26 protein-coding genes and 1 pseudogene are annotated in these 26,365 nt (G+C 46.4%); 20 read left to right on the forward strand and 7 right to left on the reverse strand.

Features of this window, described 5'->3' with window-relative positions; genetic code table 11:
- Positions 1 to 10: 10 nt before the first annotated feature.
- From A8708_RS24540 to A8708_RS24550, 3 genes are all read right to left on the reverse strand, one after another.
- Positions 11 to 1,546, reverse strand: a complete 1,536-nt coding sequence (locus A8708_RS24540) for a stalk domain-containing protein (RefSeq protein ID WP_068667947.1) — start codon at positions 1,544 to 1,546, stop codon at positions 11 to 13.
- A 626-nt stretch (positions 1,547 to 2,172) separates the two neighbouring features.
- The gene (locus A8708_RS24545) at positions 2,173 to 2,940 is read right to left on the reverse strand and encodes an ABC transporter permease (RefSeq protein ID WP_239696839.1); all 768 of its coding nucleotides are present in this window, start codon (positions 2,938 to 2,940) and stop codon (positions 2,173 to 2,175) included.
- 74 nt (positions 2,941 to 3,014) lie between these two features.
- The gene (locus A8708_RS24550) at positions 3,015 to 3,905 is read right to left on the reverse strand and encodes an ATP-binding cassette domain-containing protein (RefSeq protein WP_068667948.1); all 891 of its coding nucleotides are present in this window, start codon (positions 3,903 to 3,905) and stop codon (positions 3,015 to 3,017) included.
- A gap of 228 nt (positions 3,906 to 4,133) precedes the next feature.
- Here A8708_RS24550 and A8708_RS36625 point away from each other — a divergent pair.
- From A8708_RS36625 to A8708_RS24615, 14 genes and pseudogenes are all read left to right on the forward strand, one after another.
- Positions 4,134 to 4,646 (forward strand): annotated as a pseudogene (locus tag A8708_RS36625) (TerD family protein); the annotation flags it as partial.
- Between the two features lie 129 nt (positions 4,647 to 4,775).
- Positions 4,776 to 5,390 (forward strand): vWA domain-containing protein, encoded by a 615-nt coding sequence (locus A8708_RS36630; protein ID WP_068667991.1) that lies wholly within the window; start codon positions 4,776 to 4,778, stop codon positions 5,388 to 5,390.
- 254 nt (positions 5,391 to 5,644) lie between these two features.
- Entirely contained in the window at positions 5,645 to 7,960 is a 2,316-nt protein-coding gene (locus A8708_RS24560; RefSeq protein ID WP_204787628.1) for a bifunctional diguanylate cyclase/phosphodiesterase, read from the forward strand.
- A 26-nt stretch (positions 7,961 to 7,986) separates the two neighbouring features.
- On the forward strand, positions 7,987 to 9,336 hold the full coding sequence (locus tag A8708_RS24565; protein WP_239696836.1) for an ABC transporter substrate-binding protein: 1,350 nt from the start codon (positions 7,987 to 7,989) through the stop codon (positions 9,334 to 9,336).
- Positions 9,337 to 9,399: 63 nt separating this feature from the next.
- Positions 9,400 to 9,927 (forward strand): hypothetical protein, encoded by a 528-nt coding sequence (locus A8708_RS24570; protein WP_157265021.1) that lies wholly within the window; start codon positions 9,400 to 9,402, stop codon positions 9,925 to 9,927.
- Positions 9,928 to 9,939: 12 nt separating this feature from the next.
- Complete coding sequence (locus A8708_RS24575) at positions 9,940 to 10,455, forward strand: DUF402 domain-containing protein (protein WP_068667951.1); 516 nt, start codon at positions 9,940 to 9,942, stop codon at positions 10,453 to 10,455.
- A 32-nt stretch (positions 10,456 to 10,487) separates the two neighbouring features.
- Positions 10,488 to 11,279: a Nif3-like dinuclear metal center hexameric protein gene (locus A8708_RS24580; RefSeq protein ID WP_082927774.1), complete on the forward strand. Its 792-nt coding sequence runs from the start codon at positions 10,488 to 10,490 to the stop codon at positions 11,277 to 11,279.
- A gap of 716 nt (positions 11,280 to 11,995) precedes the next feature.
- On the forward strand, positions 11,996 to 12,808 hold the full coding sequence (locus tag A8708_RS24585) for an alpha/beta fold hydrolase (protein WP_068667953.1): 813 nt from the start codon (positions 11,996 to 11,998) through the stop codon (positions 12,806 to 12,808).
- Positions 12,809 to 12,843: 35 nt separating this feature from the next.
- Positions 12,844 to 13,278, forward strand: coding sequence for a YciI family protein (locus A8708_RS24590; RefSeq protein WP_068667954.1), 435 nt, complete (start codon positions 12,844 to 12,846; stop codon positions 13,276 to 13,278).
- Positions 13,275 to 14,537 (forward strand): RNA polymerase sigma factor, encoded by a 1,263-nt coding sequence (locus A8708_RS24595; protein ID WP_068667955.1) that lies wholly within the window; start codon positions 13,275 to 13,277, stop codon positions 14,535 to 14,537. The genes A8708_RS24590 and A8708_RS24595 overlap by 4 nt, the downstream gene beginning before the upstream one ends.
- The gene (locus A8708_RS24600) at positions 14,538 to 15,002 is read left to right on the forward strand and encodes a YciI family protein (protein WP_068667956.1); all 465 of its coding nucleotides are present in this window, start codon (positions 14,538 to 14,540) and stop codon (positions 15,000 to 15,002) included.
- A complete protein-coding gene (locus A8708_RS24605; protein ID WP_068667957.1) occupies positions 14,999 to 15,340 on the forward strand; it encodes a DUF1801 domain-containing protein in 342 nt (113 codons plus the stop codon). Before A8708_RS24600 ends, A8708_RS24605 begins: the two co-directional genes overlap by 4 nt.
- A 1,030-nt stretch (positions 15,341 to 16,370) precedes the next feature.
- Positions 16,371 to 16,610: a hypothetical protein gene (locus A8708_RS24610; RefSeq protein WP_204787629.1), complete on the forward strand. Its 240-nt coding sequence runs from the start codon at positions 16,371 to 16,373 to the stop codon at positions 16,608 to 16,610.
- 24 nt (positions 16,611 to 16,634) lie between these two features.
- Positions 16,635 to 16,838 carry a hypothetical protein gene (locus A8708_RS24615; RefSeq protein WP_068667959.1) on the forward strand — a complete coding sequence of 68 codons (204 nt, stop codon included), beginning with the start codon at positions 16,635 to 16,637 and terminating at the stop codon, positions 16,836 to 16,838.
- Positions 16,839 to 17,154: 316 nt separating this feature from the next.
- Here the strand turns inward: A8708_RS24615 and A8708_RS24620 are convergent, their stop codons facing one another.
- The 3 genes from A8708_RS24620 to A8708_RS24630 all read right to left on the reverse strand — a co-directional run bounded on the left by A8708_RS24620 (position 17,155) and on the right by A8708_RS24630 (position 19,453).
- Positions 17,155 to 17,679, reverse strand: coding sequence for a hypothetical protein (locus A8708_RS24620; protein WP_068667960.1), 525 nt, complete (start codon positions 17,677 to 17,679; stop codon positions 17,155 to 17,157).
- A gap of 104 nt (positions 17,680 to 17,783) precedes the next feature.
- Positions 17,784 to 19,124, reverse strand: coding sequence for an FtsW/RodA/SpoVE family cell cycle protein (locus tag A8708_RS24625; protein WP_068667961.1), 1,341 nt, complete (start codon positions 19,122 to 19,124; stop codon positions 17,784 to 17,786).
- On the reverse strand, positions 19,121 to 19,453 hold the full coding sequence (locus tag A8708_RS24630) for a PadR family transcriptional regulator (protein WP_068667962.1): 333 nt from the start codon (positions 19,451 to 19,453) through the stop codon (positions 19,121 to 19,123). The genes A8708_RS24625 and A8708_RS24630 overlap by 4 nt, the downstream gene beginning before the upstream one ends.
- A 311-nt stretch (positions 19,454 to 19,764) precedes the next feature.
- On the opposite strand from A8708_RS24630, the gene A8708_RS24635 reads away from it, so the two are divergent.
- The 6 genes from A8708_RS24635 to A8708_RS24660 all read left to right on the forward strand — a co-directional run bounded on the left by A8708_RS24635 (position 19,765) and on the right by A8708_RS24660 (position 25,531).
- The gene (locus A8708_RS24635) at positions 19,765 to 20,760 is read left to right on the forward strand and encodes an ABC transporter substrate-binding protein (RefSeq protein ID WP_068667963.1); all 996 of its coding nucleotides are present in this window, start codon (positions 19,765 to 19,767) and stop codon (positions 20,758 to 20,760) included.
- Positions 20,761 to 20,822: 62 nt separating this feature from the next.
- A complete protein-coding gene (locus tag A8708_RS24640; RefSeq protein ID WP_068667964.1) occupies positions 20,823 to 21,833 on the forward strand; it encodes a FecCD family ABC transporter permease in 1,011 nt (336 codons plus the stop codon).
- Entirely contained in the window at positions 21,830 to 22,873 is a 1,044-nt protein-coding gene (locus A8708_RS24645; protein WP_068667965.1) for a FecCD family ABC transporter permease, read from the forward strand. The genes A8708_RS24640 and A8708_RS24645 overlap by 4 nt, the downstream gene beginning before the upstream one ends.
- 11 nt (positions 22,874 to 22,884) lie before the next feature.
- Positions 22,885 to 23,733: an ABC transporter ATP-binding protein gene (locus tag A8708_RS24650; RefSeq protein ID WP_068667966.1), complete on the forward strand. Its 849-nt coding sequence runs from the start codon at positions 22,885 to 22,887 to the stop codon at positions 23,731 to 23,733.
- Positions 23,714 to 24,295, forward strand: coding sequence for a nitroreductase family protein (locus A8708_RS24655; RefSeq protein WP_068667967.1), 582 nt, complete (start codon positions 23,714 to 23,716; stop codon positions 24,293 to 24,295). The genes A8708_RS24650 and A8708_RS24655 overlap by 20 nt, the downstream gene beginning before the upstream one ends.
- A 159-nt stretch (positions 24,296 to 24,454) precedes the next feature.
- Entirely contained in the window at positions 24,455 to 25,531 is a 1,077-nt protein-coding gene (locus A8708_RS24660) for a Gfo/Idh/MocA family protein (protein ID WP_068667968.1), read from the forward strand.
- 129 nt (positions 25,532 to 25,660) lie between these two features.
- On the opposite strand, the gene A8708_RS24665 is transcribed toward A8708_RS24660, so the two are convergent.
- Positions 25,661 to 26,236, reverse strand: a complete 576-nt coding sequence (locus tag A8708_RS24665; protein ID WP_068667969.1) for a TetR/AcrR family transcriptional regulator — start codon at positions 26,234 to 26,236, stop codon at positions 25,661 to 25,663.
- Between the last annotated feature and the right edge of the window lie 129 nt (positions 26,237 to 26,365).

Raw genomic sequence — 26,365 nt, forward strand, 5'->3', positions numbered from 1 at the left:
TGGCCTTTTTTCATTTCGTAAGGATGTTAACGGTCTGCGTTTCAGGAACCCAGGTAACCTTGCTACCTAGTGATTCGGCTATACGGACAGGCACTAGCGTGCTCCCATTCACATTGGTAGGAGGAGCGTCAAGCGTAATTGACTGCCCATTCAAGATGCCCGTCGGGTTTCCTACGACCAAGGTCAGAACGCTGTTGCCTTTGGTTGCTGTAATGGTTGATGAAGCAGCGTCCCAAGTAACCACGGCACCTATTGATTCGAATATTTTACGTAAGGGAACCAGTGTACTGCCATTCATCATCATAGGTTGCTGCTCGAACGAGAGCAATGTCCCATCTAGACGTACAGAAATTAGAGTAGTTTGAGGTGGAGCTTCTTCATTTCTACTCTTTATCCAAACAGGCTCTGTCCGATACCACTCTGTACCGTCTCCGGAATAACCGCCGCCCCACGACCAAAGTGTGCCATCTTCTCTAAGTGCCAAGGAACGAAAACCAGTCCCATGTGCTCCGATTTTTGTGACTTTCATCAAGTTATTGACCTGTACAGGGACATCACTATTATCATAGGTTCCAATGCCTAATTGACCGCCACGGTTATTCCCACTTGTCCAGACAGTACCATCTTTCTTTAGGTAAAGGGGACCGCCAGCGGTGGCGCGGATATCAATAATGTCTTGGATACCTTGTACCTTCTGAGGAGCGGATTTATTAGCTGTGTCTTGTCCAGCGACAACACCTTGACCACTTGAGCCAAAGGCCCAAACGGTGCCATCCTTTTGTAGTGCATATGAATTGGCTCCGCCTGCAGCGATAGCTGTAATATCACTGAGTCCATCTATCTTAACGATTGCTCCTTGATTTAACGTCCATACTGCTCCATCTTTTCCAAGAACTACGAGATTGTCGCCATATCCTGTAGAAATACTACTCACATTTTGAAATCTTAATTGGACAGGATACGTGTAGGTGCCTGTAGACCCATCGGGTTTCTTATAGTAGATGCCTCCCCAAGCCCATAAGGTACCGTCATCTTTAATCGCATAACTTTTCCCCCAAGCTCCCCAAACCGAAACCACATTTGATAATCCTTCCACTTGATGTGGGAGAGCTCGGTTATTGTCGATAACCATTTTGCCTGAGCCTGTCTCCAGAGATGTCTGCATACCATCACCGATTTGCCCGCCTAAATTGTCACCCCATACCCACACTGTGCCATCTTTTTTAACAGCAAGTGCGTGCTCGGAACCAGCAGCGATGGAGATGACATTATTCAATTCTTTTACCTGAGTAGGAACTTTCGTGTTCGTAGCACTTGGACCTTTTTCGCCATTGCCAAAAACACCATTACGATTCGTTTCTCCCCATGCCCAAACGGTGCCGTCGTTTTTGATTCCTAGGCTGACACGTCCACCTACAGCGATATCCTTCCAGCCAATACTAGCTCCTTCAGCATGGATATGCGGGATAGAAGTCGTAATGGTGAAATTCAGTATTAAACCTAAAGCTAATGCGGTTTTTGCTAAAATCTTAGACTGAATGTACATGTAAAGGTATCATACTCCTTATTTTCAAATGATTTACATACTCATTCTTCATTGGAGTGTTATTTCCTTTCGTAGCATGATTTATTGAACGAAATACTGTTCAGTCAGAGATAGATAGAGGGAGTCCCAGTAGCCATTTATTAGGCTTAGAAAAATGCAAAAGTGCGATCTGTTAGATTGAGCTAGCTGCTTAAAAAGAAAATGCGTGCAAGTGACAGGTTACTTCACGCTGAGTTACATCTCATCGACCATCAGTAAAACAACTGGTGTGCTAGTCGATGTCCACCTAAGTTGTATTTAGAACGTGATCATGATCGCGTGTTTCATGTTGAGTACTATGTGTTTTGTCTGATGGCCTGCGGCTATCCTTGTGCTTAGCGTTACTCCATAACGCTATTTCGGCAAATCGATCACATTCAAGGGAAATAGAATGATGGCATAACACTATTTCCTCCTTTTAGGGGGGAATGAGCTAATTAAAGGAGAATAGCGTTACTGCATAACGTTAAATAGGTCTAGTTCGGTAGCGGCCATATAAGATGATAGCATAGCGTTATTTACCCGAGCATGCTGCACGGGGGTTTCACTCACCCTGCACCTAACTCCTCGTTTGCGAAGATTCCCAGTCACTTCCCGCTCTTCCTACGGAATGAGAGTAAACACCAACCAATAGCAATAATTAGCAAGGTAACGCACCAGCCAACGGCCCACCAACCGTTGTTCAGCACCGGTGTGCCCATTAGCAATCCGCGGATGGTCTCGATAACCGGCGTGATCGGCTGATGGTTAGCGAACCCTTGCATCCAAGACGGCATCGTGTTCGTTGGGACGAAAGCGCTGGACAGATAAGGGAGGAACAGCAGTGCGAATCCATAGCCGCTGGCAGCCGAAGGGCTGCCTGTGACGAGGCCAATCGCGGCGAACAGCCAGGTAAAGGTTAGAATGAACAAGATGATGAGGCCAATGGCTCCAAGCCACTCGATGAAGGTTGCATTTGGACGAAAACCAACGAGCAGGGCAACGCCGATGACCATACAAGTAGCAAGCAAGTTACGGGCTAGGCTTGCGGCGACATGCCCCGTAATGACACTGATACTGCTGATCGGCATCGTTCGGAAGCGATTGATAATGCCATTGGTCATATCGGTCGCTACATCAACAGCTGTGCTTGATGAGCCGAAGCCTGCGCATAACAAGATGATGCCTGGTACGACATAGTTCACATAATTCCCGCTCGGATCAAGGGCGCCGCCGAAAATATAGGTAAACAGCAGCATCAACATAACAGGCAGCATGATGGCCATCATGAGCGACTCGATGTTGCGCAAGCTGTGACGGATGCTCCGTCCAACGAAGACGGCGTTGGTTGCTGCGAATGAAGCTGGCTTTGGCATAGCCAGATTATTCATGTTTGGTCGAGGGTTGTTCAGATTCATCGGCTGTACGTTCTTCAGCGCATGGAAATCACTCATACGAGGGAAGCCTCCTTATTATCAGTTGTCGTCAACGCAAGGAAGACGTCATCCATACTTGGTTTGCGGATATAGATGCGTGTTCCTGGCGGGCACGAGCCCGCAATTTCGTTCAACGTTCGGCTAACATCTTGAACAGTGCCACTCGTCGGTAGGGATAGGATGACTTCGTCCAACGTGTTCCGCAGCTCAATGACTTCGCCGCCGACACGTGCTTTCAATGATTCCGCAGAGCCGGATGCAACGATGCGTCCATGATTCAGCACAGCAATTTCGTCTGCAAGCTGATCTGCCTCTTCCAGATATTGCGTCGTCAACAAGATCGTCATGCCTTGCTGCTTCAACTGGAGGATAGTCTCCCACAGGGATCTACGGCTGACGGTGTCCAAGCCCGTCGTAGGTTCATCGAGGAAGAGTACCGGACGACTAACGACGAGGCTGACCGCCAGATCCAATCGGCGCCGCATGCCGCCAGAGTAGGATTTCACACGCTTGCCAGCTGCGGCCTCCAAATCGAATTGCTTAAGAAGCTCAGCTGCACGGACGCGGGACTCACCCGCAGATAAGCCAGCTAGCCGGCACATCATAATGATATTTTCCAGACCTGTTAGCACCTCATCTACCGCAGCAAATTGCCCAGTGAGTGTAATTAAACCGCGAACTGCTTTGCGGTCATCGATCACGTCATAACCATCGATTCGCGCAACCCCGCTGTCAGGCTCGGATAACGTGGACAAAATATGAATTAATGTCGTTTTCCCAGCTCCGTTAGGCCCAAGCAGTGCGAATATTGTACCTTTCCCCACCTGTAAATCAATGCCATCCAATACGGTTTGTTTGCCAAAGCTTTTGCGCAAGCCCATAACTTCAATGGAATTTGTCGTCATTCATTATCTCCCCGTTCTTTTAATTGTCGATCGTATAAACAGTATATTGCATACTCAGTTATTTATGATCGTTCTCAAGACCGATATTGCACTCCGTCGTGCGTCTCATCATATCAGCCTCGAACTTGCCCATTGGGTAGGGCTGCATAATTTTCTTTTTGAGAGTTCAACATTGTATGGTACTGTTGAAGATATGACGATATTCTTCAATAGGAAGGAGATATACATATGCTTCTCTCAAAAGGACAAAAGATAGATGTAACCAAGGGAAAAGGGTTATCCAACGTAAAATTGCAATTTGGATGGTCAGCGGACTCGAAATTGAGCATTGATTCATCTTGTTTTATATTGTCTGATGCTAACCGGTGCGAGAAAGATGAAGATTTTATCTTCTACGGAAATCCATCTGCGCTAAATGGGGCGGTGATGCATGGTCAAGCTGGTGGACAAGACAAAGAAGCCATCTCCCTATGTTTGGCGAAGATCCCAGCAACGACAGCTAAGATTGCTTTTTCACTAACGATTCATGAAGGTGAGAAGAACGGATACAGTATGAAAGATGTCTCCAATCGGTATGTCAGACTCCTGGATGCCGATCGTAACGAAGAACTATTTCGTTATGAATATGGATCAGACTTGTCACAAGAAACAGCAATCGTCGTTGGTGAGTTATATAGGCACAATGGTGAGTGGAAATTTAATGCAATTGGCAGTGGTTTTTTTGGCGGATTAGCAGCGTTATGTACGAACTTTGGCCTAGTGATCGAAGAGGAAGCAGCACAAGAAACGGTTGAAATAGAGGCCAAACCAGTCCTCTCGACGATTGATCTGCGCAAGAAAATTGTTCAAATCACACTAGAAAAGAAAAAGATGAAACATGTTGCTGCAAGAGTTGGTTTAGTGCTCGACATCTCCGGATCTATGATTTCCTTGTATAGAAACGGGACCGTTCAGGAGGTTGTTGAACGGATACTCGCTGTAGCATGTCAATTTGATGATAATGCGACTCTGGATGTGTGGGTGTATGACAACGAATTTAGTCGATTGCCTTCTGCAACGGAGCGGGATTTTGATCAATATGTGGAAAAACATATTCTGAATAACCGAAATATCCATAAGTTTGGTCGTAATAATGAACCTCCGGTTATGAATGATGTGATCCGTAAATATACAGTTGAAGAGGATTCACCGCTTCCCGCGTTCGTTATTTTTATTAACGATGGTGGAGTTGTAAAATCTATAAAAAAAGTAATCGTGGAATCCTCACTTCAACCACTCTTTTGGCAATTCGTCGGAATTGGCAATTCCGATTTCGAAGTCCTGAAGCAGCTGGATACGATGGAAGGTCGAATTGTAGACAACGCTAATTTTATCCATATTAAAGATATTGCTAAGATATCGGATGAAGATTTATATAATCAGCTGCTGAATGAATTTCCGTTATGGCTTAAGGAAGCGAAGGAGAAGCGGGTTATCCGGAGTTGATGGAAGAGGATCCTGACTATTCTCAAGGGCTGCCCCAACTAGGGTAGTCCTTTTTGCAGTTTAATTGTAATGCTAATACATTATTAATGATTTTTTATATAGATATTAAACAATTTTAGGTTATGATAGAGCTAACTGTAAATGACAGTATTAGACAATAGTAGACAGTATTAGACAGCAGTAGACAGGAGTTGACCATTCTTTTGATACACCTAATAACCAGGCTCGCGAGGCAATGGCGGCATCATTTCAACTTGTTCCGCAAGGCCCCGGGCGTACAGTCGGTGGGTCTGAGGCTGTTGGTCTGGGCAGTTGGCAGTACGGCGATTTTATTTGTTGGATTCAGTTTTTTTTCTTACTCCCATTCACAACAGATTGTCGTAGACAAGATGACCTCAACTACCAAACAAACGGTTGCGCAAACCAGAGACACGTTAAATATTATTTTCCAGAATTACGAGGATGTAACCTTTAACATCTTGACCGATGAGGATATGTTGAATCAACTCCAGGTATACGGTAGTGTGTTTACTAGTCAGAACGATAAATTCGTAGCAAAGAATAAAATTGTAGAGAGCTTAGCCATTCGTTTTTTTAGCAAAAGCGATATCACGAATATCCATTTGATTCCGGTGGATCCGAAGCTGAAAGAAATTACAACAGATACGCTGCATGCAGAATCAATTGAGTATAGTAAGGAAGCGTGGTTTCAGAGGGCGGTTATTGCGAATGGCGAAATCGGATGGCTTCCTACGCAAAGATATGGCTACTCGAACATCGGGCAACCGTCGTTTGCTATCAATCGGCTTATTAAATTGAGTTCAGGTATGAAATATGTGCTTCTTATTGAGATCAGCTCTGAGGTATTGAAGCGTTCCATCAGTGATATACCGAATGGAGAAATGGTCATTCTGAATCCGGCCAATCAATTGTTGACGAGAACAAATTCAGAAACAGAAGGCGACTTCTATCGAATTCCTAACGTATTCGAAGCGAATCCGATTCGTGCCGGACATCCTTCTGCAAGTAAAACGGTCAAGGTGAACGGGGAGATGCAGCTAATCGTTGCGGAGAAAATAGCAGCTAGTGATTGGACCGTACAAGCTGTGCTTCCAAGCTCGGAATTGTTCAAAGATGCGAACACCATTGGCAATAGTATGTTGATTAGTATGGTCGGAATTGCGATCATGACCTACTTATTTAACTACTACCTACAAAGACGGCGTAATGCAAAGAAAATCCGATATATGGCTTTCCATGATCATTTGACGGATTTAGTAAACCGGAAGTTGTTTATGGAAGTTATTGATAAGGAAATTCAAACCGCGCGTCAACATAAGTTGGAATTTACTGTTCTCTTTCTAGACTTGGACAGGTTCAAAATTATTAATGATACATTTGGCCACGAGGCTGGCGATAAACTGCTAATTGAAACAGCACGGCGACTAGAGAATACGTTGGATAAATCTTGTACGATCTCCCGCTTTGGCGGCGACGAATTTCTCGTTCTGATACCGAACACTGGGGATCAAGAGGTGATTTTGACCATTATCCAGGAGATTACTTCTCACATTCAGAAGCCTGTATATTATGAGGAGCAAGAGCTCTATGTCTCTGTTAGTATAGGTGTTAGTATATATCCGCATGATGGCAATGATATACAGAGCTTAACTAAGCACGCGGATACAGCGATGTACAGTGCGAAGGAGAGCGGCAGAAATAATTATAAATTTTATAACACCACGATGGAAAAAAATACATATGCGAAGCTGTCTTTGGAAAGAGATTTGCGACATGCGATAGAGCGTGACGAGTTATTGCTCTATTATCAGCCGCAAATTGAACTAGACTCCGGGTGTATCCTAGGTGTTGAAACGCTAGCCCGCTGGAAGCATCCAAAGCATGGTTTCATTCCACCATCGGAGTTTATTCCCATTGCTGAGTACTCGCGGCTGATCGTGCCCATTGGCAAATGGATTCTATACACAGCGTGTAAGCAAAACAAAGCCTGGCAAGATGCAGGGCTCCCTAAGGTGCATGTAGCAGTGAACTTATCCCTTCACCAGTTCCAGAATTCAGAAATCATACAAACTGTGGCGCAAATCTTGGAGGAAACAGGCTTGGAGCCGCAGTATTTGGAATTAGAGATTACAGAATCCATTGCGATGCAGGATGTAGAGAAAGTTATTCTAACCTTACAAGGCTTGTATGCTTTAGGGGTGAAAATCTCAATTGATGATTTCGGTACAGGTTATTCTTCCTTAAATTATTTGAAAAACTTCCCGATTCAGCGGTTGAAAATTGATAAATCGTTTCTCGATGATATTGTCAGAAGTGAGAAAGAGCGTGCCATTGTCGGAGCAATCATCGTTATGGCACACAGTTTGAATTTACGTGTGACAGCAGAAGGCGTAGAGTCAATGGAACAAGTGGCTCTGTTACAAGACTGCAATTGCGATGAGATTCAAGGTTACATTTATAGCCGTCCCATTCCGTCAAGCGAATGCGCAGAATTGCTGGCAGAGAGAAGGGTGTTTGACACATCTATGACAATTCTACAAGGTGGCTAACCGTTTGAGTTGGGCGAGGGGGAACCATGAAGAGAATAAAACCAAGAGATAGAAACAAAGGGTTGCTCGTTATCAATTGGATTGTGCTTATGATGTTCGTAATGGGGTGTTCCAGTCAGGAAGCCCCCATACCAACTTCATTGCCAACGGACGACACGAAAATAACACTGCGTATGATCGAGAGCTTAACCAATTCGAATCGAACGGCCATTCTGAAAGGCTTAATTGCGCAATTCGAAAGTCAAAACCCGAATATCCATGTCGAATTGATATCACCACCTTTTACACAGGCGGATCTTACGATAAAGACGATGCTGAATGTGAAGCAAGAGCTCGATGTTATGGAAGTCAGAGATATTAACGTTGCTAATCTAGCAAGCCAAGGCTATATTGATCCTTTAAATACATACATATCCGCTTGGGATGAAAGTAATACGCTCTCCCATGCTGCTCAATCCATTTCCCTTGTTGGCCGTAAGAATTACTTTATTGCGAACGGTTTATATCAACGCCAAATGTTCTACCGCCAAGATTGGCTGGAGGACGCCGGCCTTAAACCACCTTCTTCATGGGAAGAGTTGTATGAAGTAAGTAAAAAACTAACAGATCCTGCGAAAAATCAGTTTGGCTTTTCCTTTCGTGGCGCGAAAGGCGCGATTGCTATATCGGATTCGTTGATCAGGGCTTACAATAGTGATCTCGTTAATCTAGATGACGGTCAATTCCTTAATGATGGGTCAACCATCTACAGCTCTCCTGAAGCGGTAAAAGCAATGGAATTATATGTAAATCTATATAAGGATGCTTCGCCACCTGATTCGCTATACTGGGGATTCCAAGAGCAGGTGGAGGCTTTCACCTCGGGTGTGACAGGGATTTTGCTGCAGGATCCAGATGTCATTCAAACGATTCAAGATACCATGCAGCCAGGAACGTGGGCAACAGCGCCGCTGCCAACAGGACCCAAAGGGAAGGCACTTGTCAGTGTAGGCGGTGCCGGCTGGGGGATGGCCTCCTATTCCAAACATAAAGCTGAAGCATGGAAGCTGATCGCTTTTCTTTCTGGAGCTAAGTCAAATACGGAATTATCCAAAAAATACGGCCTGATCCCGACGCACACCTCCGCGTTTTCTGATCCTTTTTTCCAAACTGGCCCCTATAAAACCTTGCTCGATATGACGCTCAAGCCAGATATCTTCCTGCTCTTCAAACCACCATTTCAATATCCAGGCAACAGCAGTTGGGATAAGGTAGCCATGGATTCCGGGCAGGCGATGCTGTCAGGAAATGCCACAATTGAGGAAACGTTAAGCAAGTGGGATGCTTTCTGGCAGGAACAGAAACGAACGACGGGGATGGGATTGAACAAGAATTGAACAAGAATTGAAACGTGATAGAATAGAAGAAGATGATTTGTTTATGAAAAAGGAGAGCTTTAATTGAATCCAGATATAAGGAGCCTAGTTGCAGTAACTAGCAGTTTAGAACAAGCTGGCATTCGATACTCGTTAGGTGGCAGTGGGTTAATGCTGAGCCTTGGTTTAACCGATACGGTGGGTGATTGGGATGTGATGGTTGAAGCTCCTCTTGAGGGGGTTAAACATGCGTTGCTTCACGAGCAAGTCGAAGAAATAACGAGTGGGGACTATCCATTTGGCACAGCGTATAAGCTAGTCGTACATAGTGGCACACCTCAGGTAGAGATCATCGGAGGACTCTCCATCTATACGGACGGAAGTCTATGCAGACTCCCTTCTATTCCGAGCTCTTCATGGAACGGTATTCAAGTTGGCTCCCCTGAAGTTTGGTATGTTGCCTATGCCCTTATGAATAGGAGCGCGAAGGCGGCGGTATTGCTGTCCTATTTGAAGAAAATCGGTGCCAATCAAGAAATATTGAACAGACTGATGAACGAGCCGCTCCCTGACGCGATCATGGGGGAAATCAGATTTCTGATCGAAGCGTAGAAGGACGGGACAATGGCAAAGCAAATCACAATTCAGGCATTAAAATATGGCAATCGTCTACATTACGAATGGCATACAACCTTATTAGAAAAGACTCCTTCACATATTGTTGTTCTAGGTGAGTACGGAAGACAACTGCATCATTATACGAAGCAAAGTGTATTCACGATTAATAATTGGTCCCTTGAATTTTTCTCATTCGACTCTTGGTTTACAGTAAGTGCGGAAGTGGTAGACGGCAGGTTAGAACAGTTCTATTGTAATATCAATCAGCCGGCTGTGATGGAGGGGAATACAGTTTCTTTTGTCGATCTGGATTTAGATTATGTGCGAAGAAATGGTATATGGCAGGTTGTTGACGAAGATGAATTCGCAGCCCATGCCATTCAATTCGGGTATCCCGATGATCTGATTCAGAAGGCTGAGCAAGAGTTGGCGGCTTTAAAGGAAAAGGTTGCGAAAAGGGAATATCCGTTTGATGGTTATCTGGCATCGTTCATCCCGTGTATTCCTAGTACATGTAGGTAAGTTTTACGAAATATGGGGAGGTTTCACTTATCATGATTACGGTACAAATGGTCCTAGATCGTCTTATTGAACCCGTTGGACAACTAGAGAAGACAGTAGATACGCTGAAAAGCGGACGGTTAGATGCGGAAGTTCGAAAAGTGGCTGTTGTATTTATGACGACGTATGCAGCGATCAAGCAAGCAGTTGAATCTGGTGTTGATCTCATCATCACGCACGAACCGACGTATTACAATCATATGGATGAAGGCGAGTGGCTTAGCGGGAATCCTGTGTATGAAAAGAAGCGTGCGCTAATTGAAGAATCGGGTATTGCGATTTTCCGTTTGCACGATTATGTACATAGCTATGAACCTGATGGTATTCTAATCGGCATGCTGAAGCAGCTTGAATGGGAATCGTATAGCAGTCCAGAGGAAATGAAGCTGCTGACGCTGCCTTCTAGTGAAGCGCATACCGTACGCACAATTGCTGCTCATCTTAAAAGCAAACTCGGCATAGAAAGTATGCTCGTAGCAGGGGATCCCGATCTTCCTGTGAAGCGTATGGGACTTATGCCTGGCGCGTCCGGTGGCCGTTCTCATATCCAATTCCTCGGAAGTCAGGATATCGACCTGCTGATTGTCGGTGAAACCAATGAATGGGAAACGAACGAATATGTGAGGGACGCCGCGGATATGGGACTTGCGAAGGCACTGATTGTAACGGGGCATCAGAAGAGCGAGGAAGCAGGGATGAAGACGGTCGTGCAGCTGTTGCGCGAGGCATTTCCTGAAGTGCACGTGGAGATGATCGAGTGCGCGCTTGCGGTGCAGCGGATATAGTAAGGGTGAAGTAGAAGTAGTTGTAGAAGTAAGTAGTGGTAGAAGTAATGAAAGAAATAGTTGTAGATGTAGTGATAGAAGTAGTAATGCAAACCAGTAATAGAAGCAGTCTAGGGCACTTGGTGTCTGGGGCTGCTTTTTCATTAATGACGGGGATTCGGCACCCTGGTTAAGCAAATAACTGGATTTTCTACAGCTAATTCAAGCGAAATCACGGTATTTCTCCATTTAACTGGATTTTCTACAGTTATTCCAGATTAATTTCGCTAAATGGGACATTACGAGCAAAATTAGATGTAGAAAATCCAGTTAAACTCCCCAACGGCTAGTTTTAGCCGAAAATAGATGTAGGAAATCCAGTTAATCTCCTAGGACTGCTCAGTCTGGGAAGTAAACTAGTTAATCTCCTAGGGCTACTCAGTCTGGGAAGTAAACTAGTTAATCTCCTAGGGCTACTAATCCCGGGCACGCAAAAGTATCCAGCCTAGTCCGTTGCTACTCCTCAACTCCCGTCCCCGAAGGACGGTGTTACCTCTTATTTTAGGTGAAAATAGGAAGGGATTCCCTGTTGATTAGAGAATGTTAAACTACCAAAGGGACAGGGGGAAGAAGTTTTTTTGTTTTTTTCAAAAAAAGTTTCTCGCTGTGTCGATTTCTTCGAAATCAATTCGTCGTCCATATAGAGAGCAAATTTGTGAGAAAAAAAGGAGACTAACATGCACATAGCGACATCGAGAGACGGTACCACAATCGCATATGACAAAGGGGGTCAAGGGCCAGCGCTCATTCTGGTAGCGGGAGCTTTCAGCTATCGCAAATTTCCCGGTCAGGTGGAGCTCGCGAAGTTGCTTTCGCAGGATTTCACCGTGTATAACTATGATCGTCGAGGCCGAGGGGATAGCGGAAATACATTGCCCTACGAGACAATGCGCGAGTTCGAAGATCTTGAGGCGATGATTGAAGAGGCTGGCGGTTCCGCGTATGTATGGGGATTGTCCTCTGGTGCGGTACTTGCACTCCAGGCAGCAGCGAGGGGAGCCAACATTACAAAATTAGCATTGCATGAACCCCCATTTGTGGTGAAAGCCACAGACCGCAAAGCGCCCCAAGATTTCGTGCAGCACGTTACGAAGCTCATTGCTTCGGATAAGCGGGCGGAGGCTATCAAGTATTTTATGACACAGGGGATGGGGGCTCCTTCGTTTGTTGTTCGTATAATGCGTATGATGCGATCGGTTTGGTCCAATCTCATGGCTGTGGCACACACACTTCCTTATGATGCGGCTTTGTTGGAAGGCTATTTCGATGGGAAGCCACTGCCAAGAGAGTTGTGGCGAGCTGTCACGATGCCAACGCTTGTGCTTGAAGGTACGGAGAGTCCGGTTTCTCTGCGTCACGGCGCACAGGAACTGGCAGACGTACTGCCTAACGCGCAGCTACTTAGTAAGAAAGGGCTCGGACATACCAAGAAACTCCATACGAAACTCATTTCGATGGCGCTTAGGGATTTCTTTTTAGGCGGAAAATAACAGGTACAAATTCATACTATAGGAGGAGAACACATATGAGATTTATGATGATCGTGAAAGCAACAACAGATTCAGAGGCAGGGGCTAAACCAAGTCAGGAACTTATTGAGGCGATGCAAAAGTATAATGAGGAACTCGTGAAAGCCGGTGTTTTGCTGGCTGCCGATGGTCTGCAACCTAGTTCAAGTGCAATTCGAATTTCATACCCGGAGCCGGGGGGCAAACCGAAAGTGGTAGATGGTCCATTCACAGAAGCCAAAGAAATGATCGCGGGCTATACGTTAATTGAGGTTAAATCGAGGGAAGAAGCCGTGGAATGGGCATTGCGTATGCCAGATCCTCATGGATTCGGTCAAGGTGAGATTGAACTCAGACAGGTGTTCGAAATGGAGGATATTACGGATAATGCAGAAATGCTAGAGAAAGATGCAGCAATTCGCAAGCAAGCTCAGGAGCAGAACAAAGCGTGAGCTTATCTCTAACACATCGAACGATAGATGCGATATGGCGAATAGAGTCAGCTAAAATTATTGCTGGGCTAACACGAATGACGCGAGACGTGGGACTAGCGGAGGATTTTGCGCAAGATGCGCTGTTAATCGCCTTAGATCGGTGGCCGGAAATCGGAATTCCAGACAAGCCTGGTGCTTGGTTAATGACGACTGCCAAGCGCCGTGCGATTGACCATATGCGCAGAAATAAATTGCGCGATCAGAAGTATGTTGAGATTGCACAAAGTATGGATATGTATACGATCGAGGACAGTGATCTGGCTTTGGACGGGGATATTGGGGACGATCTGCTTCGTCTCATTTATATGACCTGTCACCCGGTGTTATCTCAAGATGCTAGAGTTGCGCTAACGCTTCGGCTTCTATGCGGGCTGACGACAGAAGAAATTGCACGTTCGTTCCTCGTCGCTGAATCCACGATTGCCCAGCGAATTGTCCGTGCGAAGCGTACTTTAAGTGCCGAGGGAGTCCCTTTCGAGGTGCCATCAGCGGAAGAGCGTCAAGATCGCCTGTCTACTGTACTTGAAGTCATTTATTTGATGTTTAACGAAGGTTACTCGGCAACCGCAGGGGAACACTGGTTTCGACCGATCCTGTGTCAGGAGGCAGTAAGACTTGGACGGATGATCGCTGAGATTAGCCCCATGGAACCGGAAGTTCACGGACTGGTAGCCTTAATGGAGATTCAATCATCGAGGTTTAAAACCAGAGTAAACACCAAAGGGGAACCCATCCTTCTTATGGATCAAAATCGGGGGAAGTGGGATCAGTTGTTGACCCGCCGTGGTTTGGCTGCTCTAGATCGCAGCCGCAAGATTGGAAGGCAGCTAGGTCCCTACTCGCTCCAAGCTGCCATTGCTGCCTGCCACGCGCAGGCGGTGACTGCTGCGGAGACGGATTGGGTCCGAATTGCCGCTCTGTACGAAGCGCTTTCGCGCGTAGCTCCTTCGCCAATTGTGGAATTAAACCGGGCCGTTGCGATCTCGATGGCTTTTGGTCCGGCATTTGGGCTGCAGCTAGTTGATGAGCTGAATGCCGAACCTGCTTTACAAGGGTACCATCTGCTGCCGAGCGTGCGCGGTGATCTTCTCGTGAAGCTAGGGCGAGCCGAGGAAGCCCGAATGGAATTTGAACGAGCCGCATCCATGACGAGGAATGAGCGTGAACGTTCTGTTTTGTTGAAGCGGGCAGCCGAATGCGAAGGAGGGGAACGTTAGTTGCGCTATATATTGATGGCGAAGGCAACAGGATTCTCGGAAGCGAGAGTGAAGATGAGCCCAACCTACAACGATCAAATGAGTGCCTACAAGCAGGCGTTAGCCAGCGCTGGGGTCCTGCTTGCAGAAGAAGAGCTCCAGCCAAGCTGGGCTGGAATTCGTATCTGTTATCCATCACAAGGCGGGGAGCCGACGTTATTGGCGGGGCCTTTTCCAGTTAGCCAAGAGTTCCTATCGGCATATACCTTGATTGAAGTCAGCTCCGAGGAAGAGGCTCTGCATTGGGCGCTCCGCATGCCGATTCCTGCCGATCGTGGCGAGTATGAGATTGAGATGCGAAAGCTCGAGGAGCATTCCAATTGCATACAGCAGCGTAAATGGCAGGCGTTGGAAGCAGATTTACAAGAAATGAGGTACATGTTACAAGCGAGAGAGCAGTTCGACGAAGGAGTGAATGTTAAATGAGCCAGGAAGTAATCGAATTTATCGATATCTTAAAGGAACCATGGCAGCGAGAGCTGGCCACGCAATTGCGTCAGACGGTGCTACAGGCGATACCCGATGTGGCGGAACGTATACAGTATAAGAAGCCCCATTTTTTGAAAAATGGCAAATACGCCGCCGTTATCTCCACATCGAAAGATGCTGTAAGTTTCACGATTTTTAACGCAAGCGGGCTTGCGTTTCCGGAGCCCATGTTCGATGGGCCACCAGAGAGGAAGACTGTGAGGCTGCGCCAAGGACAAGCGGTCGATGCTGCGCAATTGATGTCGCTGCTTAGCCAGGCAGCCGCTTCACTATAGTGACGATACCCAACCGATTATCGGCTGGGTGTTCTTAAGGAGCTTGCCGCGCGTTGCGCGGCGGCTTCTTTTGGCTTGGCCGTCTTCGTTTTCCTCACCGCTTCGTCCCGCGCGCAAGTTGATCCGCTCAGCCGCTCACCTTGCTGGTCGTCGTTCCGCTCGCCCGCTTCGCGCGTCATCCCGCCTCGCCGTCGTCACGGGTGTCCGCCCTTCGCCTCGCCCGCCTCGCCGTCGTCACGGGTGTCCGCCCTTCGCCTCGCCCGCCTCGCCGTCGTCACGGGTGTCCGCCCTTCGCCTCGCCCGCCTCGCCGTCGTCACGGGTGTCCGTCCTTCGCCTCGCCCGCGGGGTCCCTCCCTTCTCTCGCTTTCCCTCTATTGCTCTTCCTTTGGCGAGAATGTGGAAAATAAATGGAAAATATACAGGTAATCAGGCTGTTTTTCCAAGAATTTCGTGAATAGATGGAAAATGTACAGTTAAAATAAGCAGAATTATCGGTATTTGCGCTTTAGGTGGAATTTAACTGTATGAAATCCATCTAATGATTCTAAACGAGTAAAATCAGTAAAAATAGCTACATAAAATCCATTTAATACGATTCGTGAGGCGCAGGGTAGGGCAGTAGGCGATAACAGTTAGGTTAGTGATTAGCAGATTAGCTAGTTGAATAATGGTTGCAATGGTGTCGTCAGGAACTAGTTGCGTGCATTTTAGGAGTTTTGTAAGTAGCAGTAGTTACCAGTTGAAGTCACGGCAGAGGTTGCATATGAAAGTAGGAGAAGGAGAATTGTAAGGGCGCAGTAGATGCAGAAGTAGTTAGAGTAGATGTGAATAGAGTTGGAGTAAAAATGAAGCATAAGTAAGTAGAGTAAAAATAAGCAGAGTAGAAGTGGCAGACGTCGTGGTAGCAGAGTACTAGTAGTTCTAAGTTTAGAGCTTGAAGTGAAGGCATATTAATAAAAATGGAGAATACCTAGTAAGGATGAATTAACTGGAGAAAGGTGATCTGGGAGTATGCAACGGTTTAAGTTTATGTATAAGCAATTTCTGAAAGAGCCACTATGGTTTAAAATACTTGTTCTTACTACATTGATTGTTTCAATTATCTTTAGTAGTTCTGGGTTTCCGACGAATGTCCAAAGTTTAGGTAAACTTGCTGCGGCTATCTTTTTTTGTACATATGCGATTAAAATGCGAAGGATTGTGAAGGTATCTGTAGCGTTTTATGTGCTCGCAGGGATGTGTCTGTATGTGGCTTGGGATCGGCTATAACAATGAATCGGAGGTGCGTGACGAATGACAATTATCACATTTCTTCTCATTGGTTGGATATTAAATTGGTTTAAATTTGAGAAATTAATCATTCAAGCTTTTAAGGAGCTATTTAACAAAGATGTATCTAAGGCAACGTACTATTTCTTGTTTTTTAGTGTTGGCGTATTTGGTGACGTCGTATTGCTCATCCAAGGTGCTTACTATGACTATTTTTTGGATAAATGAGATGAGGGATCGTTCGTGAGCAGTCATTCAACAATAGTTCGATTTTACCGAACTAAAACGAGGATTCCTTAAGAAAAACGGCCAATAGTCCGATTATGCCGAACTATTGGCCAGCTTTCCATGTGTGACGGTTGTTTCGAGCCATTTAGTTGGGCAAATTCGGACTAATTGACCCACAGGGAATAATCCGCCTCAACCAATGCAGCCAAAAGTAAAGGAGCTAAGCGAATTAATCTGAACTGCACCTCCAAGTAGTAGACTGTGTCTAACTTGTGGGGGTCACTTCAATCGCTTAGCTCCTTTTTACTCCCACATGCTACTTCTTCCTACGCTTGCTAGCGAGTGTATTGGAAGCCTTCCCGTTCCCGCCAACGGCATCCTGCTGCTTCGTGCCTGGACTTTCGATGGCGGAGTTGGTTCCGCTTGTGCTGTACTTGCCAGCTCCGCTTGCCACCTGGGTCGCTGAGGCATTCGCCGCATGTTTGGGTAGTTTCACGATTTGATCGTTAATGACAACGACGATTTCTTTGCCTTTACGGCGGATTTCGGTAAGGCTTTTACTGCCAGCTAGCTTGCCTTTAGCGCTTTTCCCTAATCGGTTTCTCGCTTTGCCACCTGCACCAACACTTTGTTGTTGCTGACTATGCGGAGATTGAATGGCGGCGTTGCTGCCAGCTGCAGAGCTGCGGCCTGCACCACTAGCGAGCTGCGTTGTATAAGGCGCATTCGTAAATTGATGGTTGATGACGAAAACCAATCGATTAATGCCATGAATGGGCGATTGCGCAATAATGCGCTTTTTGCCTTTTTCAATAATAATGGTGACGCGGTCTGATTTCATTGCACTCAGATCCTCCCTGTGGGTTCTCTCTTAAGTATATGTCCCTAGGACAAATTGGTAAGGGATAGGGGCTGAGTAGGTGGAAAAAGGTGTAAGCAGTACGCCTATGTAAATTGCCGAGTGCCGAGATCTTTGCGTCGATACACACTTAGGATGAGACCAAGGGCTATGAATTGAAAAATGACAAGAGACCCGCTATAGCTTATAAGAGGGAGATGGAAAGAGCTAAACGGAGCTAGACCGATCCACATGAGCATATTCCACACATATTGTATGACAAACAGGCTCAATAACCCGGATACTAGAGCTTTGCCATAGGGATCTCTCGCCTTCCGAGAAACGCCAACCATTTGTTGGACGAACAAAGTTACCATAATGACCATAGCGATACCAGCCCCCCAGCCAAAACAATAGATGAGAAAAGGGAACATCATTTCGGCTTGAAGATATGGCAAAGCGTTAAGAGGGGCTCCAAATCCATGTCCCGACCAACCAGCGGATTGCATCGCTATTTTGGACTGGGTAAGCAGGAAGTTCATTCCTCGCGTATCTTCAGTTGGATGTATAAAAGCGAAAATACGGTTTAATTTATAGGATTGACTAAGTAAGAACCATCCCAAGGCAACAGTAAATAGACTACAATGAGCAATGAGCACCCTGTGTTTCATTCTCAAAACCTGTAACAAAGTCAAACATCCTATAAAGAATAGAATAAAATTATCTATATTATGTATACTCAACATTAGCAAACCTGCCAGCCAAACAGTTCCCACATTGATCCAACTCCTACGTAGGAATGCGGTCATGAAGGATTCGTTGGCAACGAATCGCTGTGACGTACTCCAAATACCTGCTAAAGCTATGAGCAGCAAATAGGGGCTGAGCGCTGGAATATTCATTTGGAAGGGGTACCAATTGACATACCCTCTAGATCCATTCGTCAAATTCCCGAATAGGTAGACATAGATGAGCAAGGCAATAGTCCCCACATAAAGTCCCCAGGAAAACTTGGCTAACTTCCTATAATTGCTAAAGCCAATGATCAACATTAAACATGAACCAATGCCCAGATACACGATTTGTTTGAGCCCGATAGAAGTTAAGCCTAGACGATTGACTAGCGCAGTCTGAGCAGAAAATATAGCAACCAATCCAATCGTCATAAAAAGCACAACAACAGCCAGCAGCCCCCAATTAAACCGAGGCCGATGAGCAAGATGGAATTGCTGCCCGATCGCATCAGGCATGCCCATTTGAGCAATGGATTCCTTGATTGCTGCATCCAACTCAACCCCGTTACTTAGCTTATCCTCAATTAATTCCTCCAAATGACTTTGGAGCTCCATACGGACTTCCTTGTGAACCTCTTTTGCTTTAATTTCGCGACAAACCTGCTTCAGAAAAAGCGAGATTTCCTCATGCTGGCGAACACGGAAACTGCTCATACGCCGCCCTCCCCAAGTACACGATCTACTGTATTGCGAAAAAGTGACCATTCCTGTTTCTTGACGTTGAGCTCACCTTTACCTTGCTTCGTTAGGCGGTAATATTTGCGCTTGCGGCCGTCTTTCTCATCCCAGTAGGCCTCTACAAAGCCTTCAGATTCCAACGTGTGCAGAATCGGATAGAGGGTTCCCTCCTTAAGGGTGAACACGCCATCGGAATGCTTCTCCATCTCTTTGGTCATCTCGTAGCCGTACATGTCCTTTCGATCCAAAAGGGTAAGAATTAGAATGACGGTGCTTCCTTTCATAAGTTCTTTACTGATTTTCATGGTTGGCTCCTTCTGGACTATAGAATTGCGATGCATCGAATATCTAGGTATAGTATAAATCAAAAGAAAACCATTGGCAATGTTATCCAGCTAGTTTATATCCAATAATTCTCCAACGAACATTCCAACGAAGATAAATTCAGTACACGAATCGGATAAAATCGGATATGTACTTTGGAAAACATGCCCTTTATAATTGAGACTGAGAATTATTATCAATCATAAAAAATAGGGAGTCAGCATCAGCATTCTAAATAGATGGCGTGTTTATCACCCGTGTGTGCTTTGCTGTACAAGGAGGAAGAAACCGAATGAAATCTTTAAAAATGATGATCGTGCTGTTGCTAGCACTAGCCGTGACGGCTTGTGGCAGTTCGACAACAGGCGGAAATGCAAGCAGTACGAGTAGTCCAAGTGCATCACCAGAAGCGGCTAAAGCTACGGCTGCAGCAGCCGTAGAGAAAACCATCAAACATGCCATGGGGACAGTTACTTTGAAGAAAAAACCAGAACGAGTAGTTGTGTTATTCAATGGTATGACGGATATCGTTACACACTTAGGCGTCAAGCCAGTCGGTTCGGTTGAGTCATGGGAAGAGAAGCCTTGGTACAACTATTTGAGAGCTAGTATGGAAGGCGTTAAGAACCTAGGTGAAGAAACACAGCCGAACGTTGAGGCGATCGTAGCTTTGAAACCAGACTTGATTATCGGGACCAAAGCTCGTCACGAGAAAATTTATCCGCAATTGGAAAGCATTGCGCCTACGCTCATTACGGAAGAAATTTTTGACTGGAAAGCGAATTTGAAGTATGCATCGGATGCCCTATATAAGGAGCAAGAAGGTGCGAAGATTATCGCAGATTGGGATAAAGGGGTAGCTGAGTTTAAACAGAAAGCTGGCAACAAACTTGCTAATGCCGAAGTTTCCATTATCCGTTTTGAGAGAGATGGCAGTGCACGTTTCTATGCAACAGGATTTGCTGGAACAATCTTCAAGGAACTTGGTTTACCGCGTCCGAAAGCTCAAATTGTAGAAGGCAAAGCGGTTGTCAATATCACCACAAAAGAGCAAATGTCACAGTTGGATGGCGAGTATATCTTTGATATTACGCGTCTGAGTTCCGAGGAACCTGCGGTAGAGAAATCGCAGAACGATTGGACATCGCACCCGCTCTGGAAAAATCTCAAGGGCGTGAAGAACGGCAAATATTTTAAAGTAGACACGATTACTTGGAATTTAGCGGGCGGTTCGATGGCTGCCAAAGCCATGCTAGCGGATCTCTACAAATATTTTGACATTAAATAGTTGAAACACTGAGGGATGAACACTATGTTCATTCCTTTGTGAATTCCAAGGAGATTGTCATCATGAACCTTATAAATACGACATTATGGAAAACAGCCGGGTTGTTAGCGCTGGTTCTAATCTTGCTTGGAAGTTTTGCTTCCAGCATTCTGTTCGGTGCGACGCAGTTTGATTGGCATACGGCATGGGCTTCCATCTTTCACTACGATGAGAATATTAATGATCAAATCATACTTCGCACGACGCGCGTGCCTAGAGCCTGTATAGCCGCTGCCATTGGCGCCAGTTTAGCCATCGCAGGTACGTTGATGCAGACACTTACGCGCAATCCACTGGCTTCGCCGAGCGTACTTGGGGTCAATGCAGGCGCAACATTATTCGTTGTTCTTGCAGCAGTAGCCTTGTCAATCTCATCGATGCAAGCTTTGATGTGGATCTCTTTCGTCGGAGCCGCAGTCGGTGCCTTATCCGTCTACATTTTGGGCTCTTTTGGCCGAGATGGACTGACGCCACTGAAGATCGTGCTCGCTGGGGCAGCTATGACGGCTCTGTTCTCTTCCTTCACACAAGGCATCTTGGTGTTGAATCAGCAGGGACTTAGTACGGTGCTGTTCTGGCTGACAGGTACCATTGCGGGACGTTCTCCGGATATGTTAATTACGGTAATTCCTTTCATGGCCATCTGCTGGGTAGCTGCTTGGTTCATCGCGCGAGATATGAATTTACTTCTCATGGGCGAGGATACGGCGAAAGGTTTGGGTCAAAAGACGATCTGGGTCAAATCTGTCGCAGGTTTGCTAATTGTCGTACTTGCCGGCTGCTCCGTGTCGGTCGCAGGTCCTATCGGGTTTATTGGGATTGTCATCCCCCATGTCTCGCGGTTTTTCATCGGTGGCGATCATCGCTGGGTCATTCCTTATTGCGCTGTACTGGGGGCGATTCTGCTCATACTGGCGGACTTGGCTGCAAGATTTATTATGATTCCTGAAGAAATGCCTGTCGGCGTGATGACGGCCATTATTGGTGCCCCATTCTTTATTTATATTGCACGAAGGGGGATTATCAAATCATGAAGGGTCATGTTCCAGTTCGATGGCGGCAAGGTAGGATTTCATTTTTAGTCGAGAAAAAGGCATTAAAGATATCCCTCTTGTTACTCGTGGTTTGCGTCGTGATTGCGATTGTCAGCACGGGGATGGGAGAAATGTACATATCGTCGATCGATGTGGTCAAAAGTGTTATAGGCATCGGCGCGGATGATCATGCGATGGTCGTTCGGAAGCTGCGCCTTCCACGCATTATCATTTCCATGTTAGTTGGTGCTGCGCTTGCTGCGGCAGGTGCGATCATGCAAGGAATCATTCGGAATCCATTGGCATCGCCAGATATGATGGGGGTAACAGGCGGGGCTTCGGTGGCGGCGGTCACATTCCTCACCTATTTCAATGGCATGATCAGCATTCGGTGGCTGCCAGTGTCCGCGATGCTGGGGGCTGCGGTTGTTTCGATTATTTTGTACGTATTGGCTTGGAAAAAAGGGGTCACACCCATCCGCCTTATTCTAGTCGGCATTGGGATGTCCTCGTTGATGTCAGCGGGAACGACGATGATGATCGTTTTTAGCCCGAAGAACGATCCAGGCACGGCCTACTTATGGCTAACGGGATCGGTTTACGCGGCGAATTGGGAAAATGTAATGACAGTATTACCATGGACGGTCATCTTGATTCCACTTGCTTTTCTATTAGCACGCCATGTCAATATTGGACAGCTCGGAGATGATGTGGCGGCAAGTGCGGGAAGTGCAGTTGAGGTTAACCGCTTAGTCTTGCTGCTCATTAGCGTGGCTTTGGCCGGAGCAGCTGTTTCGGTAGCTGGCGCGATTGGATTCATTGGCCTAATCGCACCCCATATGGCGCGCAAATGGGTAGGTTCAAGCTTTGATAGTCTGTTACCCGTCTCGGCGCTGCTCGGAGGAGCCGTCGTGATGTTGGCTGATCTAGCGGGAAGAACATTCTTCCTACCGCTCGATGTGCCAGTTGGTGTATTTACGGCAGCCGTAGGGGCACCCTTTTTCATCTATTTGCTATACACCAAGCGAAATTCAAGATAGGAGTGAAGAGCGTGCCAACCTTGGAGACCAGAAATCTCAATTTGACCTATGGCAACGAAAATATTATCGAGGGGTTGAACCTGTCTATTCCCAAAGGGAAGATTACGGTGTTGATCGGTTCTAATGGCTGCGGGAAATCAACCCTTCTGCGTGCGATGGCTCGCTTATTGAAGCCCGCTCATGGCGAAATCATTCTGGATGGCAAGCACATTGCGGAAATTCCGACCAAGGAAATCGCAAAGAACTTGTCCATCTTGCCGCAAGGCCCGATTGCGCCGGAAGGGTTAACAGTCTTCCAGTTGGTGAAACAAGGACGGTACCCGTACCAGAATTGGCTGAAATCGTGGTCAGAAGAAGACGAACGATATGTGAATGAGGCTTTAGCGGTGACCAAAACAACGGAATTGGCGGAAACGGCGGTAGACTCCTTATCCGGCGGACAGCGTCAACGGGCGTGGATCGCGATGACCCTCGCACAAGGAACCCAAACGATCCTGTTGGATGAACCTACAACATACTTGGATATGGCTCACCAAGTGGATATTTTGGATCTGTTGTTTGAACTGAATGAACGTGAACAGCGCACGATTGTGATGGTTCTGCATGATCTCAATCTCGCTTGTCGCTATGCCCATCATCTCGTAGCCATCAAGAATAAATCCGTCTTTGCTCAAGGGAAACCAGAAGATGTTATTAATTCGGAGCTTGTCCGCCATGTATTCGGCATGGAATGCGAAATTATCGGGGATCCGTTCTTCGGTACACCAATGTGTATTCCGAAAGGAAAAGGCCGCAAATCCGACAAGCCTATAACTAAGCAAGTAGAGGAGGACGTGAAACATGAGCTTATCCGAAGTTAAACCAATAGGAAGTGTAGCTGCATTAATTAAGGATAGAAGAACGATTCGCGATTTCAAACAAGATCCTGTATCGGATGAATTGCTGCTCCAGTTATTGAATGTGGCGGTATGGGCACCGAATCATGGGAACCGACAGCCTTGGCGGTTCATTTTGTATAAAGGAGAGGGACGCAGGACATTAGCAGATGCGATGCTCCTTTCTTATGATGACGATGAGATGAGAGAAAAACACGGCAAGCCCAAGTGGAGGGATTTCATGGGGATTCCCGCGCATCTTATTGTGATTCTGAAAGAAGACTCTCGCCAGAAGCAGTGGGATGAAGACTACGGCGCCGTCTGCGCCCTCATTCAGAATTTCCAACTGGCCGCATGGGAGCAAGGGCTTGGCGTCGTGTGGAAAACGAACAACTACAACTATGAAGAGGGGTTCCAACAAGTCGTTGGTTTAGCGGCAGATGAGAAAATCGTTGGCCTCCTCAATGTCGGGTACCCGGCATCCATCCCCAAAGTGCAGCCGCGGCAGGCTGCGGAAGAGATGTTGACGATTATTGATTCTCAATAGGATAGGAAAATAGTAAAAGTCATCCCCAGACAACCCTCGAAACGCTTAAGGCGATTCGGGGGTTTTTCGGTAATTGCAGATCGGCCATTGACCTTTTATAATAAAGGAACTTTAACCAGACACCAAGTGGTGTACAACGAAAAGTGAGGGATAACCGTTATGTCTTTAATCGAATTTGGAATTGTAGGGCGAGGGTGGAGAGCTGAATTTTATTTGCGCATTGCGCAAATGCAGCCTCACCGTTTCGCTGTCCGTGCGATGCTAGTCCGTGATGAGGAACGAGGCAGGGAGATCGAGGAGAAATGGGGCGTGAAAACCTACCGAGACATGGAATCTTTCGTTTCAAGCGGAGCACTCCTATTCGTGGTTGTTTGCGTTTCGAGGGATGCCATGCCTGGCTGCACGCTGGAGCTGGCAGAAAGGAACATACCCGTATTGACAGAGACGCCTCCGGCCAATGACATCTCGGGTATGATTGACTTGTACCAGTCGGTGTCCAAGCTAAAGGGGCGCGTACAGGTGGCCGAACAATATTTGTATCAGCCGATGCATGCTGCACGTATTGCTTTCGTGAGATCAGGTAAATTAGGTGACGTTTCTCAGGTGCAAGTATCGGCCGCTCACGGTTATCATGGCATCAGTCTGATCCGAAAGTTGCTTGGCATTCAATTCGAGAACGCTATTATTAGCGGACAGAGATTTACCTCTGAAATCGTGAAAGGTCCGGGGCGTAATGGGCCTCCGGAAAGTGAAGAGATTGGCAACTCGGTGCAAGATATCGCTACGCTTCGTTTTGGAAACCAACTGGCGCTGTTTGATTTTACAGGTGATCAGTATTTCTCTTGGATTCGCCAAAATCGTGTCCTTGTTCGCGGAAACCGTGGCGAATTATCGGATGAAACGTTCCGGTATTTGAAGGATTTTAAAACACCTATCACAGGCAATTTCCGTAGGGTCGATACCGGTCATAATGGTAACTTGGAAGGATATTATCACCAAGGGATTATCGCGGGTGAAGATTGGGTGTACGAAAACCCAGTCGTTCCCGGGCGTTTATCCGATGATGAGATCGCGATCGCTACTAGTTTGACTCGAATGGCGGACTATGTACAGGGTGGGCCATTTTGTTATGACTTGGCAGAGGCGTTGCAGGACCATTATGTATCGATCATGATGCAATCCGCTATTGAGTCGGGCGAGGAACTGACAACGACGACGCAACCCTGGGCGGAGTGAGACTCAAACGTAAGAGTAAGCAGAAAAGCTGAGTTCCAGCAGGTAGTTGGCTTGTAGTCCGATGAGTTATCGGCTGCCTGCTGTATGTCGGCTACCCAGCGTCCGTTCCATCAGTTCAGCCACGTAAGGCTACTTCGGGTAAACTTGATTATTTTCAAATAAATGCCTAACCTGATCGGCCATAAATTGTGTGGATTGCGGCATGTCATGCCGTATCCACCACTCCACAATGCCAATGAACGCAGAAGCCATGAATTGGGCTTTGATTTCATTGTCGATAATAGGCGTATTGTCCGGCCGTTCCATTTTAATCATCAGATTGACGGAGATAAATTTCAGCAATTGCTCCCGGAATAGAAAAGCCCTCTGATTGGAAAACATAGCAGAGAAAAACGGGAAATGCTCACGAAAGTAATCAAAAACTGGCTTAGGTTCTTGCACCATTGCGTCGCTAACCGTATCGTCCTCCCGTTTCGTGCACAACGAGATCAATTCATTAATATGCTCTTCAATGCATGTATCCAACAGGTCGTATTTGTCACTGAAATGCAGATAGACGGTACCTCGGTTTACATTGGCTCGTTCCGCGATCTCGTTAATAGTGATGTGTTCGAAATCTTTTTCCGCAAAAAGCTCCAAAAATGACTTCCTTATGGCTTGCTTGGTTCGGAGAATACGGCGGTCGGTCTTAACAACGGACTCCATTTCTTTCATTGCCTCCTTCAGTTAATCAACATTTCTACGGGACCTGTTGTATATGAAACAATTACGTATCAATCAACCATTGAGTAATCCGTGCTTCCCACTATAATATTAATCAACGGCCGTTATATA

The sequence above is a fragment of the Paenibacillus oryzisoli genome (assembly GCF_001653565.1).
GTDB lineage: Bacteria > Bacillota > Bacilli > Paenibacillales > NBRC-103111 > Paenibacillus_E > Paenibacillus_E oryzisoli.

Bases quoted from the DNA above. Each gene is read 5' to 3' on its own strand.
- A8708_RS24540 (WP_068667947.1), bottom strand. From the start codon at position 1,546: ATGTACATTCAGTCTAAGATTTTAGCAAAAACCGCATTAGCTTTAGGT.
- A8708_RS24545 (WP_239696839.1), bottom strand. From the start codon at position 2,940: ATGCCAAAGCCAGCTTCATTCGCAGCAACCAACGCCGTCTTCGTTGGA.
- A8708_RS24550 (WP_068667948.1), bottom strand. From the start codon at position 3,905: ATGACGACAAATTCCATTGAAGTTATGGGCTTGCGCAAAAGCTTTGGC.
- A8708_RS36630 (WP_068667991.1), top strand. From the start codon at position 4,776: ATGAAACATGTTGCTGCAAGAGTTGGTTTAGTGCTCGACATCTCCGGA.
- A8708_RS24565 (WP_239696836.1), top strand. From the start codon at position 7,987: ATGAAGAGAATAAAACCAAGAGATAGAAACAAAGGGTTGCTCGTTATC.
- A8708_RS24575 (WP_068667951.1), top strand. From the start codon at position 9,940: ATGGCAAAGCAAATCACAATTCAGGCATTAAAATATGGCAATCGTCTA.
- A8708_RS24580 (WP_082927774.1), top strand. From the start codon at position 10,488: ATGATTACGGTACAAATGGTCCTAGATCGTCTTATTGAACCCGTTGGA.
- A8708_RS24585 (WP_068667953.1), top strand. From the start codon at position 11,996: ATGCACATAGCGACATCGAGAGACGGTACCACAATCGCATATGACAAA.
- A8708_RS24590 (WP_068667954.1), top strand. From the start codon at position 12,844: ATGAGATTTATGATGATCGTGAAAGCAACAACAGATTCAGAGGCAGGG.
- A8708_RS24605 (WP_068667957.1), top strand. From the start codon at position 14,999: ATGAGCCAGGAAGTAATCGAATTTATCGATATCTTAAAGGAACCATGG.
- A8708_RS24610 (WP_204787629.1), top strand. From the start codon at position 16,371: ATGTATAAGCAATTTCTGAAAGAGCCACTATGGTTTAAAATACTTGTT.
- A8708_RS24615 (WP_068667959.1), top strand. From the start codon at position 16,635: ATGACAATTATCACATTTCTTCTCATTGGTTGGATATTAAATTGGTTT.
- A8708_RS24620 (WP_068667960.1), bottom strand. From the start codon at position 17,679: ATGAAATCAGACCGCGTCACCATTATTATTGAAAAAGGCAAAAAGCGC.
- A8708_RS24625 (WP_068667961.1), bottom strand. From the start codon at position 19,124: ATGAGCAGTTTCCGTGTTCGCCAGCATGAGGAAATCTCGCTTTTTCTG.
- A8708_RS24630 (WP_068667962.1), bottom strand. From the start codon at position 19,453: ATGAAAATCAGTAAAGAACTTATGAAAGGAAGCACCGTCATTCTAATT.
- A8708_RS24635 (WP_068667963.1), top strand. From the start codon at position 19,765: ATGAAATCTTTAAAAATGATGATCGTGCTGTTGCTAGCACTAGCCGTG.
- A8708_RS24640 (WP_068667964.1), top strand. From the start codon at position 20,823: ATGAACCTTATAAATACGACATTATGGAAAACAGCCGGGTTGTTAGCG.
- A8708_RS24645 (WP_068667965.1), top strand. From the start codon at position 21,830: ATGAAGGGTCATGTTCCAGTTCGATGGCGGCAAGGTAGGATTTCATTT.
- A8708_RS24655 (WP_068667967.1), top strand. From the start codon at position 23,714: ATGAGCTTATCCGAAGTTAAACCAATAGGAAGTGTAGCTGCATTAATT.
- A8708_RS24660 (WP_068667968.1), top strand. From the start codon at position 24,455: ATGTCTTTAATCGAATTTGGAATTGTAGGGCGAGGGTGGAGAGCTGAA.
- A8708_RS24665 (WP_068667969.1), bottom strand. From the start codon at position 26,236: ATGGAGTCCGTTGTTAAGACCGACCGCCGTATTCTCCGAACCAAGCAA.